Origin of the sequence: Streptomyces sp. NPDC047982, assembly GCF_043204165.1 — a bacterium.
In the GTDB taxonomy this organism is placed as follows: Bacteria; Actinomycetota; Actinomycetes; order Streptomycetales; family Streptomycetaceae; genus Streptomyces.
Genome location: NZ_JBIDBS010000007.1, coordinates 223228 through 236475 on the forward strand (window position 1 = coordinate 223228; position 13248 = coordinate 236475).

The following is a 13248-nucleotide window of genomic DNA, read 5'->3' on the forward strand; positions in this document are numbered from 1 at the left end:
CGGACCAGCGGCCGAGCTGATCCCGCTGCCCCGGCCTCGACAGTGTCGTGCCGGGGCAGCCGCAGCCGTCAGGCTCCGTCTTCCGCCGCCACTGGCTTGGGGATCAGGAAGGACGCCACGATGGCGAGGCCCAGCAGGACGACGCCCGCGATCATGCCGGCGACATAGCCGTCGGTCGATGCCGGGTCGGCGGGCTGGAAGGCCGTCTGCACCGCGTAGAGCGCCGCGAAACTGAGCCCGGCCCCGAGGTTGAACGCACCGGCGTTCAGCCCGGGCAGGAATCCGGGGTTCTCGCGCGGGGACAGCACGATGCCGAGGCCGTTGAGCACGATGTTGCCCACGCCCGCGTAGGTGATGCCGACCAGGAGCGAGGCCACGAGCAGCAGGGCACGCGACTGCTCGCCCAGGGTGAGGATCATCAGGACGACGGAGGCGGCCGCGCCGATCAGGCCCAGACGCAGGATACGGCGGTATCCGAAGCCGGCGGCGAGTCGGCCGGCGAGGGGACCCATGGCGAGACCGGCCAACGCGTACGGCGTGAGCGTCCACCATGCGGACTGTTCGGCGGACATGCCGAGCCCGGCCTGCGCGTCCTGGGCGAACGCCGGGATCAGCCCGTTCATGACGGCGAACACGCCGGTCATGGTGAGCACGGTGGTCAGCAGCGTCGCCCAGGTCGCGCGCTGTCGCAGGTGCCGGGTGGCGACCAGCGGGTGCCCGCTCCTGCCCTCGGTCCGCCAGAACAGGGCGAAGGCGATCGCGGCCACGACGGCGAGGACGGCGACGAGCGGCCAGTTCGCGGCGCCGAGCTTTCCGGCCTCGTTCAACGCGATCAGCAGTGCTCCGACGGAGACGACCAGCAGGGTGACGCCGGGCCAGTCCATCCGCGACGCGGTGTCCGCCTTGGACTCCGGCGTCATGGTGGCGACCAGGACCGCGGCGATCGCCGCCACCACGGCCATCACCCAGAACACCGAGGCGAAGCCGTGCTTGTCGGCGAGGAACCCGCCGACCAGGGAGTCGACCCCGGCGATACCACCGTTGACGGCGGTGATCACGCCCAGCAGGGTGCCGTACTTCTTCGGCTCGCTGACCTCGACCCGCAGCATGATCAGGCACAGCGGCACGGTAGGCCCGGACACGCCCTGGATGATGCGGCCGACGAACAGCATCGGCACGTTCTGTGCCAGCGCGGAGACCACGCAGCCGATCGCCATGAGCACCATCATCGCGACCAGCACGCGGCGGCGGCCCATGATGTCGCCCAGCCTCGGCAGGAACAGCGAGAACAGGGCCGCGGAGGTGAAGAACGCGGTCTGGGTGAGCCCGATCTCGGCCGAAGTGGCGCCGAGGCTGTCCTCGATGCTCTTCAGGGCCGGGCTGAGCATGCTGGCGTTCAACTGGAAGGCGAAGCACGCCATGAGGAGGGCGGCGAGCAGCACGCCCACCCGGACCGGAGGCCGGTCGGTGACCGGCGTCGGACCGTCCGGGACTGCTTTGGTACTGGTGGAGACGTTCATTCGGCGCCGTCACCGATCCGCGTCAGGGCGTCCACGACGAGGTCCCAGAAGCGCTCGTGGTCGAGCTTGACGGCGACCTGGGTGTGGCAGTCGGGCGGGGCGGGCGCTCGGAAGTCGGTCACGGTCATGCCGAGGGTCAGCCCGCCGGTGAGCTCGATATCCACCGGGGCCTTGCGCACGGTCATGACGGTCGGGTCGATGACGTAGGCGACGGCGCACGGGTCATGCACCGGAGGATGCTCGAAGCCCTGCGCCTCGAGGTAAGTGGCACCGAAGAAGTCGAGCAGCTCGCCCACGAACGCGGCCGGCTTGGTGCCGACCGCGGCGATCTTCTGCCGCACCTGCGGGGTCGCGAGCGCCTGGTGGGTCAGGTCGAGACCCACCATGGTGACCGGCCAGCTCTCGTTGAAGACGATGTGCGCGGCCTCCGGGTCGATGATGATGTTGAACTCGGCGACCGCGCTCCAGTTGCCCTCGTGGTATCCGCCACCCATCAGCACGACCTCGCGGACACGGGAGGCGATGCGCGGCTCCTTGCGTACGGCGAGCGCGATGTTGGTCAGGCCGGCCGTGGGGACGAGGGTGATCTCGCCCGGCTCATGGGACATCACCGTGTCGATGATGAGGTCCACGGCGTGGCGGCGGTCCAGCTCCAGGGTCGGTTCGGGCAGCACGGGGCCGTCGAGTCCCGACTCGCCGTGGATGTCCGGCGCCGTCTCGATCGTCCGCACCAGCGGCCGCGGACTTCCCGCGGCGAAGGGAATCCCGGTGATACCGGCGATACGCGCCACGGACAAAGCGTTGCGCGTCACCTTCTCCAGCGTCTGGTTGCCGACCACGGTGGTCACGGCGACCAGATCCACGTCCGGGTTCCCGTACGCGAGGAGCATGGCGATCGCGTCATCGTGCCCGGGATCGCAGTCCAGGATGATCTTTCTGGCCATCAAATGAGCCCCTTCGCTCAGTTGAACAGTTTGCGATGGATCTCGGCCAGCGCCGCAACAGGGCTACTGCACAGAGTGCGCCGTACGGTCCCCGACCGCCGTCGCGGTCCACGCCGGCATGCGGCGCCGACCCACGGGCGGGCAGCGGAACAGACAGGTACCGCGCACTCTTCCTTGATCACGCGGTGGGAAAACGTTGAGGAAACGATCTGGGAAATCGTTCTCCGAGAACTTTGCGCATCGACGCCCACGATGTCAATGGGTGAAGTCTTATCTCACGTTGTGACCCGTTTAGGACAGTGGATCGCCGTCTAGGCACGAGGAAAGGCCGGTGATAACGTTTGCCAACTCCCCACAGGCATCCGCCCGCTTCACGCGGCCGGACCAGAAGAACAGGGCAGGCGATCCGAAGTGGCGGAAGTAACACTGCGAGACGTGGCTCAACGTTCGGGCTGTTCCGTCGCCACGGTGTCCCGGGTGCTCGCCGGCAGCCGCCCGGTCGGCGCGGAAACGGCCCGGCGGGTACGTGCGGCCGTCGACAGTCTCGGCTACCGGCCCAACCACGTGGCCCGCGCGTTGCGCAGCCGCTCGACAGGCACCATCGGCCTCGTCCTGCCGCAGATCACCAACCCGTTCTACCCCACTCTGGTACGGGAGCTGACGCGCGCGCTGCACACCGACGACCGTGCCGTGATCCTCGCCGACTGCGACGACGACCCGATGACCGAAGCGGCCCGGATCGACGCCCTGCTGGCCCGTCAGGTCGACGCCCTGCTCGTCGTCCCGGTCGACGAGAAACGCAGCGTGGCCGCGGTGACCGCGGCAGCGGCCCGCGTACCGCTGGTACTGCTGGACCGAGGCTGCGGCCCCGGCGTCGCCGACTCCGTGGTCGTCGACAACGCCGTCGGCATACAACTCGTACTGGACCACCTCGCGACCGCGGGGCGTCGCCGTCCGTGCTTCATCGGGGCTGCGGGCACCGCCTCGGCGGCGGTCGAACGCCTCGCCGCGTACGAGTCCGGCGTAGGCGCACTGGACCCGCAGGCGCCGGGACGTGTCGAACTCGGTGAATTCTCCGTCGAGTGGGGGCGGGCCGCGGTGGACCGGGTGCGCGCACACCGCCCGGACGCCATCGTCTGTGCCAACGACCTCATCGCCATCGGTGCACTGCAACGGCTGCGACAGCTCGGAGTGGACGTCCCGGGCGAGATCGCCGTCACCGGCTTCGACGACATCCCCATGGCGAGCCTCACCGACCCCGGCGTGACCACCGTCCGCCAACCCGTTGCCGAACTGGCCGCGGAGGCCGCCCGGTTGCTGGACCGGCGGCTGGCCGGAGAGAAGGCGGGCCCGAGCCGCACGGTACGACTCGGCCCGGAACTCATCGTCCGCGGCTCCAGCACGGCTGACTGCAGCGGTCCGGCCGACGCCGACGCGGCGTGGGCCCGGGAACCTGCCGGAAACCCGGCGTGATGACCGTGGTCGGCGTCCGGGGCTGACCACTTGCCGGCCGGGCGCCCCGATCCCCGCCTCCACGCCCTGGGACCGTGACCGGCATGGTTTGCCCCACAGGAGCGTCGTCCGGTGCGTGCGATCGCAAGGCGGCCGGAAGCCCTCGGACGGGGTCTCCCCCGCTCGGACGAAGCTGAGAGCTCGGGAAAGTGCCGGGCGGCGCGACGGGGCGAACGTTGCCGGGAGCGGCACTGGGCACGCCGCACCGTGTGTCATTGCCGTCGGCGCCCCGGCGGGACGACAGCCGAGCACTCCCGTTTTCTTCACACCACGGAGATTTCCTCCGCGCTCGGGAAGGACTCCTGCGCGCCCTGCCGGGTGACGGCCACCGCACCGACCCTGACGGCGAACGCGGCGGCCTCGGCCAGTTGCTCTCCCAGGCCGAGCCGCCAGGCCAGGGCCGCGGTGAACGCATCGCCCGCCCCCGTCGTGTCGACAGCCTCGACCTTGGGGCTGGGTACGAGTACGACGTCACCCGTACGGCCTTCGGCGACGAGCGCGCCCGCCGCGCCCAGCGTGACCACGACCGACCGCGGGCCGAGCTTCAGCAGTGCTCGTGCCCACTCCTCAGGCGTGGCGCCGGCGTCTTCCCCCAGTATGTAGCGCGCCTCGTGCTCGTTGACGACCAAGGGGTCGCAGGCGGCCAGCACGTGCTCGGGCAGGGGTGCGGGCGGGGACGGGTTCAGAACCAGCCGGGTATCGGGGGACATGACACCCGCCACCTCGGCAACCGTCTCCAGTGGAATCTCCAGCTGAACGGACACGACCCGCGCCGCCTCGAAGAGGGGTCCGGCCGCCCGGACGTCCTGCGGGGTCAGTCGGGCATTGGCGCCCGGCGACACCACGATGCTGTTGTCACCCGAGGGGTCCACGGTGATCAGCGCGACTCCGGTCGGCGCCCCGCCCACGAGGACGCCCTCGGTGTCCACTCCGGCGGCCCGCTGCGATTCGAGCAGCAGGCGGCCGTGGGCGTCGTCGCCGACCCGTGCCAGCAGCGCAGTGACGGCCCCGAGGCGGGCGGCGGCCACCGCCTGGTTCCCTCCCTTGCCGCCCGGGTGGACGGCAAGATCGGAACCGAGCACGGTCTCACCGGGTGCTGGCCGGCGTTCGACCCCGATGACCAGGTCGGCGTTGGCCGAGCCCACAACCAGCAGGTCGTACTGGTGGTGGTCGTTGACGTGCATTGTTCCTGCTTTCCGAGGTCGGACGCTGCTCAGGCGCTGTTTGAAATAAGTCGGCAACATTCTTCTCGGTGACTACCTTGAACTGGCACCTTCACCATGCTATCGAGCTTCTTTCGCTCTGCGGCCCGCACCGCGTTCCGCACGGCGTCCGCCCAGTTCCTTCGGCCGCGACTCCGCCCGCCATCGCCTCCGCCCGGGCATACGCCTCCGATCCCCCGCCGGGCGTCGCCCAGTTCGCGCGCCGTGGTCTCGCGTACGCCTTCGACGCGCAGCAACTCGTCCTGGGGGCTCACGGGTTGCTCCTCCGGTTCGATGCGCGTTCGCCACACGAGCTGCGTACGACGAGGCGGGCGGGAAGGATGACGGACTGCGGGGAGCGTCCCTCGACGATGTCGACCAGGGCGTGCACGGCAGCGCGGCCGAGTTCGCCCGTCGGCTGGGCGATCGCCGTGATCGGCGGATCGGTGTGCAGGAACCACGGGATGTCGTCGAAGGCCGCCAGCCCGATGTCCTGCGGGACGCGCAGTCCGCGCGCCCGGATCGCGTCCAGCGCGCCGAGCGCCATCAGGTTGTCGGCGGCGAACACGACCTCGGGCGGTTCGGGAAGCGTCAGGAAGCGCTCGGTGACGCGGCGTCCGCTGTCCGCCTGGAAATCGCCCTGGCCGACGTAGCTGTCGGGCAGCGCGAGTCCGTGCTCGCGCATCGCCTCGCGGAAGGCTTCGACTCTCTCGTCGCCCGTGGTGGTGGCGGCCGGGCCCGCGATGATCGCCAGCCTGCGGTGGCCGAGGCGGTGCAGATGGGCGACGAGGTCCCGGACGGCGGCGCGGCCGTCGGCGCGCACCACGGGCACGTCCACGCCCTGGATCCAGCGGTCGACGAACACCATGGGTGTGCCACCCGCCGCCGCACCGGGCACGAACGTCGAACTGCCGTCGGCCGGGGAGACGAGGAGCCCGTCGATCCGACGGTCGAGGAGCGTACGGATGTGGTGTTCCTGCAGGTCGGGGCGTTCGTCGGCGTTTCCGATGATGACGCTGTAGCCGAGCGTGCGGGCCTCCTCCTCGACGAAGCGCGCCAGTTCGGTGAAGTACGGGTTGAGTACGTCACTGATGACCAGGCCGAGGGTGCGTGTCTGATCCGTGCGCAACGAACGGGCTACGGCGTTGGGCCGGTAGCCGAGGGCCTCGACGGCGGCGAGGACGCGCGTGCGCGCGTCGGGGCTGACGGAGGGATGGCTGTTGAGGACACGGGAGACCGTGGCGACGGAGACTCCCGCCTCGGCCGCGACATCCTTGATGCTCACCATCTTCCGGACCACCTCCGTGCGGTTCCCGTGCCTCGAAACGAGGGGCTCACGCCATGTAATCGATTGCACGGAAGATTGGAAACGATTACATCACCGAAAACAAGACCTCACCTGGTGACCGAGACCGGATCGTGACAAAGGACTCGCCGCATCCACGGCACCGCCGCCCAGCCCTTCCGGATCACCCACACCAACCATCGACCCCTGCGAACCGCAGGAGGTCAGACCACCTTCAAGAACAACAAAAGAGCTGCTCAAAGCGACATTTTGTCGCTTTGAGCAGCTTCATTTGGTCGGTTGACCCTGGTGTCCGAGGGGGGACTTGAACCCCCACGCCCGATAAAGGGCACTAGCACCTCAAGCTAGCGCGTCTGCCATTCCGCCACCCGGACCAGGTGGTCGGCCCCGGTTTCCCGTGGCGACATGGAAAACAATACCAGGGGTTCCCGGTGCCTCTCACCCACGTTTCCGGTGGTCAGTGCCGTGCGGCGACCCCATGGGCGCCGGGCCGCGCCACCACACCACTGTCCGCACGCCTCGCGTCTACACGCATGCGTAGGGTGACGATCTCGGGGCGCGTCGGCCGCCGACGGCGGAGCTTCCCCTCGGCGTCGACGCGGGAGAAGCCCTGGTCCGTGGTCCCGGTCAGCAGCCCTTGCGGCGCAGGGTGTGCAGATGGGCGGCCGAGCGCGGGCCGTGGTGAAGGCGTCGACGATCGGCCGGCCGTGCTCCACCTGCCAGTGGTGGTCGCGGCGGCCGCCGTGCGTTCTGGTCACGGCGCCCAGGAACCGCTCGTCGTCGATGTCGCCGTCACCGACGTCTTCCCTGTCAAGTCCATACGTGTTGCATGTGCTCTCTGATGCCCCCGCTCCACCCACTCCCCAAGGCAGCTTCTGGTCACCGACTGTGACCATTAGAGTTCCTCTACCGCGACCGCTCGGGTCCGGGAACGGCGGCAGGTCTCAGACTGCGCGGGAGCCGAGCGCGACGGGGACCTCTGGATCGTCCCTGGCCGCCTTGGGTCTTGAGCGAGCGCGGTCGGCCTGGGCGTCTACCCGCCCCGATTGCGCCAACGACACCACGGCTGTGACTGCCGAGGCCGTGACGGCCGCCTTTCCTGCATGTGTGACCGCCGTACTGCCGTGCCACGCAGGGCAGTACGGCGGCAGGTTGCCTACTCAAAGCCCGTCCTGCAGTGTCAATAATGCTGCAGGTCAGGTCAGGTTTCGCTCCAGCCAGGCCTTCGTAAGGGCCTTGATCTTGGTGTCCTGGTAGAGCCGATCGGGGGTGCCCTTGAAGTTGCGGACGGCGTCGAGGAAGGCTCGGTCACCGCGGCCGGTGAGCTTCGGGTCAATCAGGTCGAGCAGTTCCTGCCACTTCTTGCGCGGCCATTCGTCCTGGAGCTTGAGCCGGATCTGCGAGTTCGCGAAGGCTCGAAGGGCGATCGCCGCCTGGTAACCGTCGAACCGGCCTATGAGCTCCTTGTAGATCGGTTCCGCGTTCCAGGCGACCCCGTAGCCGTTCGTCAGGAAGACATTGACCAGGTGGACGACGTAGCTGCGGACGGCCTGTTCGGGGATGTCTCCGTGGCGGCCGACGACGTCCTTGAGCCGCTGCGCGGCGGGTGGCTCCTCGGCATAGTTGCGCATGTGCGCCTCATGGGCCCGCTTGAGATCGTCCAGGGCCTGCTGAATCTCGGCGACGCGCTCGGGCTCGGGGAGGTAAGAGGATCCTCCGACCAGGTCCAGCAGTTCCCTGGCGCGGATCGCCCGGTCGGTGTCGGCGTTGGCGGTGAACCGGGCGAGCTTGATGCCGACCTCGTTGCGGGTGTCCTCGCTGACCAGAGGCCAGAGGTCGGGCCAGAGCGAGCGGACGTTGTCGAGGATCTCCGGTGTCGCGTCGGCAGGGGTGTAGATACCGAAGAGGCCGGCGGCGAGGTTGTCGGCCTGGTCCTGCTCCAGCCCGTCGAAGAACGCCGCGATCTTCTTCAGCTCGTCCTTCGGCAGCCGCTTGGACTTGATGTTGGTGAGGAGCTTGCCGATCGCAGCGACGACGTTGCGAGGCTGGATCCGGAAGACCTCCTTGATGCAGGTCTCCAGCCACTCGGCCAGCTTGAGGCCAGTCAGCTCCTCGATGTTCGGATGCGCGGCACTCGCGTGATTACGCATGTAGTTGATGTGGGTGAGCTGCTTAAAGCCAATGTCGCTGACTAGCTTGATCTTGTTGGCAGCTTCCAGCAGCTTGTAGTCGTCGATCTGGGAGAGGTCGTCGCGAGTCTTGAGGTTCTTGCGGCGGGCGGGGTCGTTCTCGGCGAGGTCGAAGAAGTAGTCGACGTCGAAGGCGGCGACGTGGTCCCGCAGCCGGTTGATCGTCTCGTTCCAGAGGTAGTTCAGCGCGGCGTCGAACAGCCCGACCGAGCCCGCCATGATCATCTTTGCGATGTAAGGCGCGTCCGCCCGCTCCTCGGGGGTGAGTTCCTCAATGACATCGGGGGTGTTCCTGAGGAGGGTCTCGCGCTGCTTGGCCGTGACGATGATGTTGTCCGTGGGCAGCCCCCAGGCCTCCAGCACCTGGAACATCAGATCTTCGAATGCCTCCAGGTCCGCGCGAGCGGCCTGCACCTGGACCGAAGACTGCGGTGCGGGAACTGGCAAGATTTCGGGGATGTCCTGGGGACTCATGTGTTCCTTCTCCGATGAGAGTTGTTCCTCCTCGCCTCGCGGCGAGGAGTTCTGCCATCAGCCTCTGTCGCGCCCTTCGGCGTAGTCCGGGCGACTGTCTCGCCCGCCGCATCTTCCGATTCACCCCGGAGGCCGGGGTTGTCCTGGAACGCCGTTGGGGTGTGCTGTGGCGCGCAGTTGGGCGCATCAGGCTGGCACTTCAGGCGATCAGCTTGTCGCATCACATGCAGGATGGGAAGGGAATTGCCGTCTTTGCGAGTCATCGAGGCGCGGGCGGACCTCCCGTTTTTACCTGCCTCCGGGGCCGCCGACGTCTCCAACTCGTCCAGCAGCCGCTCCAGTTCCGTACCTGTCAAAAAATCGCATGTCCCTGCAACGGGCTTCCCGCTTCGGTACTTTCCTCTCATGGTCAACGCCACTGAAGCCGCCGTCGCAGTCACCGAAGCTGTCGCCGCAGGCGCAGCCACAGGGCTCCTCGACCGCGTACGCGAACGCGTCAGGACGCTCGTCTCCGGTGCGCCCCGAGAAGTTCAGGACCGGTACGCGGAGGAGGCCGCCGACCACGCGGTCCTGCTCAGGGAGGAATCTCTCCCGCTGGAGGACATCGCCGCCTACTGGAGGGTCAGGCTCGTCCAGCACAACCTGACGGTCGACAACTCGACCTCCACCGTGACGTTCGGCGAGGTGCACGCTCAGACGAACTACAACGTGGGCAGAGACTTCAGCGGCACCATCAACCTCTGATGGGCGACAAGTACCTCTCCTTCCACTCCGGCCGGGACACCCACGTCGTGATCAACGAAGTGGCGAAGGAGTTCCCCGAGGTCGCCTCAGCCCTCAACCGCCTGGACGCGCAGATCCTCAGGGACTTCTCCAACGCGCTGTCGAACAAGATGAACTGGTCGATGGCCGAGATGTTCAGCCAGGCGGCCAACGGTCTGAGCATGGATGTCCTCGAAGGTTTCGCCAGCACCGCGCATCTGGTGGATTCGAGGCGGCTGGACGACTTCTCACGGGCCGTGAACTACCTGGAGAGCGATCCCGTGGTCTCGGACCTTGGCCGGGTCTTGGAGGAAATGAAGAAGCTGGTGGAGGCCAAGAGGGAAACGCTGTCCCTCATCGCCGAAGCGAACCGAGGGCTCGCGGAAGCGAAGAATTCCCTCGTAAAGCTGGACGTGGTGGCCCTCGCGGAGAGGTATCGCCGGCAGGAGGAGCAGGGTAAACGGCAGTACACCGCGAAGCTGAAGAAGCTGGAGCAGGAGCTTCAGAAATGGAAGACCCGATGCATGTACGCGGTCGGCATCGCGGTGATCACCGTTTTCCTGTTCGTGCGCTGAACGATAGTCAGAAGTTCGTGAGCTTGTGGCGCAGTACATCCCGCGCGACCAGCTCGTACATCCAATTGCGGCGGCGTCTATCCCCCTGCTCGTTGTGTCCTCCGGCCGACACCGGTCGGGGGCAGACCTGGCAGCCGACGTCGGTGGGATTCCTGAGCGGGCTGATCGGCCAACCGGCCGCTGATCATCAGGGAGGTGTCTCGTAAGACAGAGCGACTGTGGCGAACACTTCGCTAGACAGGCTCACGACCGCTCGGCAGGGCGACAACGGGGCTACGGGTCCGGCCTCGGTCACCGCGGAGCTGGTCGTTCTCAACCGCGAGCACGTTCACGACCCGTGCGAAGGCTTCGTTTTCCGCCTGCAGCTTCTTGTTTTCCTTGATGACCTCCGCGAGCCGTTCCTTGGTCTTCTTCAGCTCTTCCTGCAGCTTGCGTTCGCTGTCCGGCACCTGCCCCCTGGCCCGGATCTTCGCGTAAAACTCGTCCTTGAGATCGGTGTGCCGGTGGGTGAGAACGTGCCGCTTCACGTCGGCCTCGACGGCGAGCGCGACCACGGTCACGGCTCCGTCGGATCGCAGCGGGGTGCCCGCCAGCAGCCGGTCCATAGCCGCCCGGATATTCGCCCGCTCCTTGGTCTCGTCCGCTTTCATGTTTCCTCCAGGTCGGTGGTGATGCGGCCGCTGTAGTGACGTTCGACCAGCTCGCTGAGGATGTCGGCTTTCTCCCTCAAGCGTTCAGCCAGCGGTGTGGGGACGAGCCCGGAAGCGGCCTGGGACCGCAGGCCACCGGCGGCGATCTTCATCTGCAGCACCTGGCTGTCGGTGCGGGCAACGTTCGCGCAGTTGCTCCGGCAGCGGTCCAGACTCGGAGCTTCGCTCTTACCCCCGCGGCCTGGATGGCAAAGCGCCTTGGTCCGGTCGTAGTTGCAGAACAGGAAGGCTGCCTTATTCTCGAAGACGTTCAATGTCGGGTCTGCCAGCAGGCTGCGAGCCTGGCGGACGGTGGCGATCATGCCGCCGAAGCGGTGCTGCTGCTGGGCGGCGGCGAGGACGAGGCGCCGGGCAGCCGGGCCGGACACTCCCTCACCCTCCTGGAGGGCCTCGTGGACGTCGCTGAGGCTCTCGGCGACGGTGCGGGCCGTCTCGAAATCCAGCAGGTCGTGAATGCCGCCGCGGGAACGGGCCGCGTAACCGCTACTGATCAGAGTGCGCATGTGTCCGTACTGAACCGCGAGAGCCACTAGCCCGCCGGGCCGACGCGCGATGTGCCAGGCCAGGGTGCGGCTTGTGTCCGCAGAGGCCGTGTGCAGTGGAGTCCGTGTTGCCATTGAGCAGGCGCTCCCTTCGGGAGCGATTTTGCGGCGCTCATGGTCGGTGGTGTTGCGTTTCCGTCTTCTCGCAGTGATGCAGATCACTCTCTGGTCAGTTGGGGGGGAAGCCGCTGGTAGCTTGATCACCATGAATCAGGGCCGGGTGCTGGAGGCGTTTCGCCTCGAAGCCGGGGAACTCTCCCGGGCGGTCGCAGGTCTGTCGGAGGCGGAGTGGGATCTCCCGACGCGGTGTGAACCCTGGTCCGTGCGAGAGCTGTTGGGACATGTCCGAGTGGTGATCGCCTGGTTGCCGGGCATGCTGGATGCTCCGCCGCCGGACAAGGCCGAGGTGTCCGCGGTGGAGTACTACCGGCCCGACGACCGTTTCGCCCCGCAGACCAACACTGCCCGTATCGCCTTGGCTCAGGACCACGCGGCCGGGCAGGCCAGCGGTGCCGCGCTCGCCGAGGACTTCGCCGCGACGTGGCAGCGGGTGGACCGGCTGTGCCGCGCCGAGCCCGAGGACCGCGTCGCGCGTACTCGTCACGGGGATGCGATGCTCCTGTCGCAGTTCCTGGTCACCCGGGTGGTCGAGGTCGCCGTCCACGGCCTGGACTTGGCCGAAGCGCTGGGGCGCGAACCGTGGCTGACCCCGCAGGCCGCAGATGCCGTGCTGGAGCTGCTGCTCGGCCCGGACCAGATGACCGCGACGCTGGAACTCGGCTGGGACCAACCCAAGTTCCTGCGCAAGGTCACCGGGCGCGAGCCGCTCAACGCGGCGGAGACCGCGCAGGTCGAACAGCTTGGCATTCGGTGGCTCACGCTCGGCTGACGCCGCGACCACGGACCGCGACCAGGGACCCGTAGTCAACTGCACGACCCGATGACAGCCGTCCTCGCGGAGGGAAGCCTTTGCCAAGGGCTGCTTGCGGCGGTGGCCACCGTCCGGCAGCGGGGCCCGGCGTCCTCGGCCATTACCCTTCACGCCACGACCTCGCTGTCCAGCACGCGTTCCGACAACTTCGCGATCTGCGCCAAGAGTTCGCCGGTTTCGGAACCGTCCTCCTCCAGCAGCAGCGACCTCACCTGCAGGTCCGAAACGGGCGCAAGGTAGATCCGGCGGGTGGTCTCCTCGCTCTGGTGATCAAGAAGGACTCTCACCAGATGCCAGGCATCGCCGTAGAGAAGGCGGAAGTTCCGCCTCTCCTCCGCAGTCATCCCGAACCTCTTGTCCATGATGTGTTGCAGAGCGACCAGCATCTTCAGGGCGAAGGAGTGCCTGGCCATATGAGGCGTGACGACGTCCACCATGCGGTAGCCGTCGCGGGCCGCCTCGTCGTGGCGGCGCCGAGCAGCGCGGCGGCGGTGGCTCCGGCGGCGACGCCGAGCACGGAGCCGCTGCCGAGCCGGCGGGCGAGTTCGGGATCTGCGGGAGTACGGCGGCTCATGCGGGAA

General features: G+C 67.8%; 13 protein-coding genes and 1 tRNA gene. 4 read left to right on the plus strand and 10 right to left on the minus strand.

What is annotated here, in order from left to right:
• Positions 1 to 68 precede the first annotated feature (68 nt).
• Both ACGF2V_RS11690 and ACGF2V_RS11695 read right to left on the minus strand, forming a co-directional pair.
• Complete coding sequence (locus ACGF2V_RS11690; protein ID WP_362706465.1) at positions 69 to 1520, minus strand: MFS transporter; 1452 nt, start codon at positions 1518 to 1520, stop codon at positions 69 to 71.
• Positions 1517 to 2464, minus strand: coding sequence for a nucleoside hydrolase (locus ACGF2V_RS11695; RefSeq protein WP_362623490.1), 948 nt, complete (start codon positions 2462 to 2464; stop codon positions 1517 to 1519). Before ACGF2V_RS11695 ends, ACGF2V_RS11690 begins: the two co-directional genes overlap by 4 nt.
• 435 nt (positions 2465 to 2899) lie before the next feature.
• On the opposite strand from ACGF2V_RS11695, the gene ACGF2V_RS11700 reads away from it, so the two are divergent.
• Entirely contained in the window at positions 2900 to 3937 is a 1038-nt protein-coding gene (locus tag ACGF2V_RS11700; RefSeq protein ID WP_362706468.1) for a LacI family DNA-binding transcriptional regulator, read from the plus strand.
• 302 nt (positions 3938 to 4239) lie between these two features.
• On the opposite strand, the gene ACGF2V_RS11705 is transcribed toward ACGF2V_RS11700, so the two are convergent.
• From ACGF2V_RS11705 to ACGF2V_RS11720, 4 genes are all read right to left on the minus strand, one after another.
• The gene (locus tag ACGF2V_RS11705) at positions 4240 to 5160 is read right to left on the minus strand and encodes a ribokinase (RefSeq protein WP_362623495.1); all 921 of its coding nucleotides are present in this window, start codon (positions 5158 to 5160) and stop codon (positions 4240 to 4242) included.
• 289 nt (positions 5161 to 5449) lie between these two features.
• Complete coding sequence (locus tag ACGF2V_RS11710; protein WP_362706470.1) at positions 5450 to 6466, minus strand: LacI family DNA-binding transcriptional regulator; 1017 nt, start codon at positions 6464 to 6466, stop codon at positions 5450 to 5452.
• A gap of 304 nt (positions 6467 to 6770) precedes the next feature.
• Positions 6771 to 6858, minus strand: a tRNA-Leu gene (locus tag ACGF2V_RS11715).
• Between the two features lie 822 nt (positions 6859 to 7680).
• Positions 7681 to 9147, minus strand: coding sequence for a hypothetical protein (locus tag ACGF2V_RS11720; protein WP_362706472.1), 1467 nt, complete (start codon positions 9145 to 9147; stop codon positions 7681 to 7683).
• A 405-nt stretch (positions 9148 to 9552) separates the two neighbouring features.
• Here ACGF2V_RS11720 and ACGF2V_RS11725 point away from each other — a divergent pair, with 405 nt between their 5' ends.
• Complete coding sequence (locus ACGF2V_RS11725) at positions 9553 to 9891, plus strand: hypothetical protein (protein WP_362706475.1); 339 nt, start codon at positions 9553 to 9555, stop codon at positions 9889 to 9891.
• A complete protein-coding gene (locus ACGF2V_RS11730) occupies positions 9891 to 10484 on the plus strand; it encodes a hypothetical protein (protein WP_362706478.1) in 594 nt (197 codons plus the stop codon). The genes ACGF2V_RS11725 and ACGF2V_RS11730 overlap by 1 nt, the downstream gene beginning before the upstream one ends.
• Before the next feature lie 233 nt (positions 10485 to 10717).
• On the opposite strand, the gene ACGF2V_RS11735 is transcribed toward ACGF2V_RS11730, so the two are convergent.
• Both ACGF2V_RS11735 and ACGF2V_RS11740 read right to left on the minus strand, forming a co-directional pair.
• Positions 10718 to 11134, minus strand: a complete 417-nt coding sequence (locus ACGF2V_RS11735) for a hypothetical protein (RefSeq protein WP_362706481.1) — start codon at positions 11132 to 11134, stop codon at positions 10718 to 10720.
• On the minus strand, positions 11131 to 11697 hold the full coding sequence (locus ACGF2V_RS11740; RefSeq protein ID WP_362706483.1) for a hypothetical protein: 567 nt from the start codon (positions 11695 to 11697) through the stop codon (positions 11131 to 11133). Before ACGF2V_RS11740 ends, ACGF2V_RS11735 begins: the two co-directional genes overlap by 4 nt.
• A gap of 244 nt (positions 11698 to 11941) precedes the next feature.
• Here ACGF2V_RS11740 and ACGF2V_RS11745 point away from each other — a divergent pair, with 244 nt between their 5' ends.
• Complete coding sequence (locus ACGF2V_RS11745) at positions 11942 to 12625, plus strand: maleylpyruvate isomerase N-terminal domain-containing protein (protein ID WP_362706486.1); 684 nt, start codon at positions 11942 to 11944, stop codon at positions 12623 to 12625.
• 149 nt (positions 12626 to 12774) lie between these two features.
• On the opposite strand, the gene ACGF2V_RS11750 is transcribed toward ACGF2V_RS11745, so the two are convergent.
• Positions 12775 to 13104, minus strand: coding sequence for a hypothetical protein (locus tag ACGF2V_RS11750; protein WP_362706489.1), 330 nt, complete (start codon positions 13102 to 13104; stop codon positions 12775 to 12777).
• On the minus strand, positions 13056 to 13241 hold the full coding sequence (locus ACGF2V_RS11755; RefSeq protein WP_392911711.1) for a hypothetical protein: 186 nt from the start codon (positions 13239 to 13241) through the stop codon (positions 13056 to 13058). Before ACGF2V_RS11755 ends, ACGF2V_RS11750 begins: the two co-directional genes overlap by 49 nt.
• Positions 13242 to 13248: the final 7 nt, after the last annotated feature.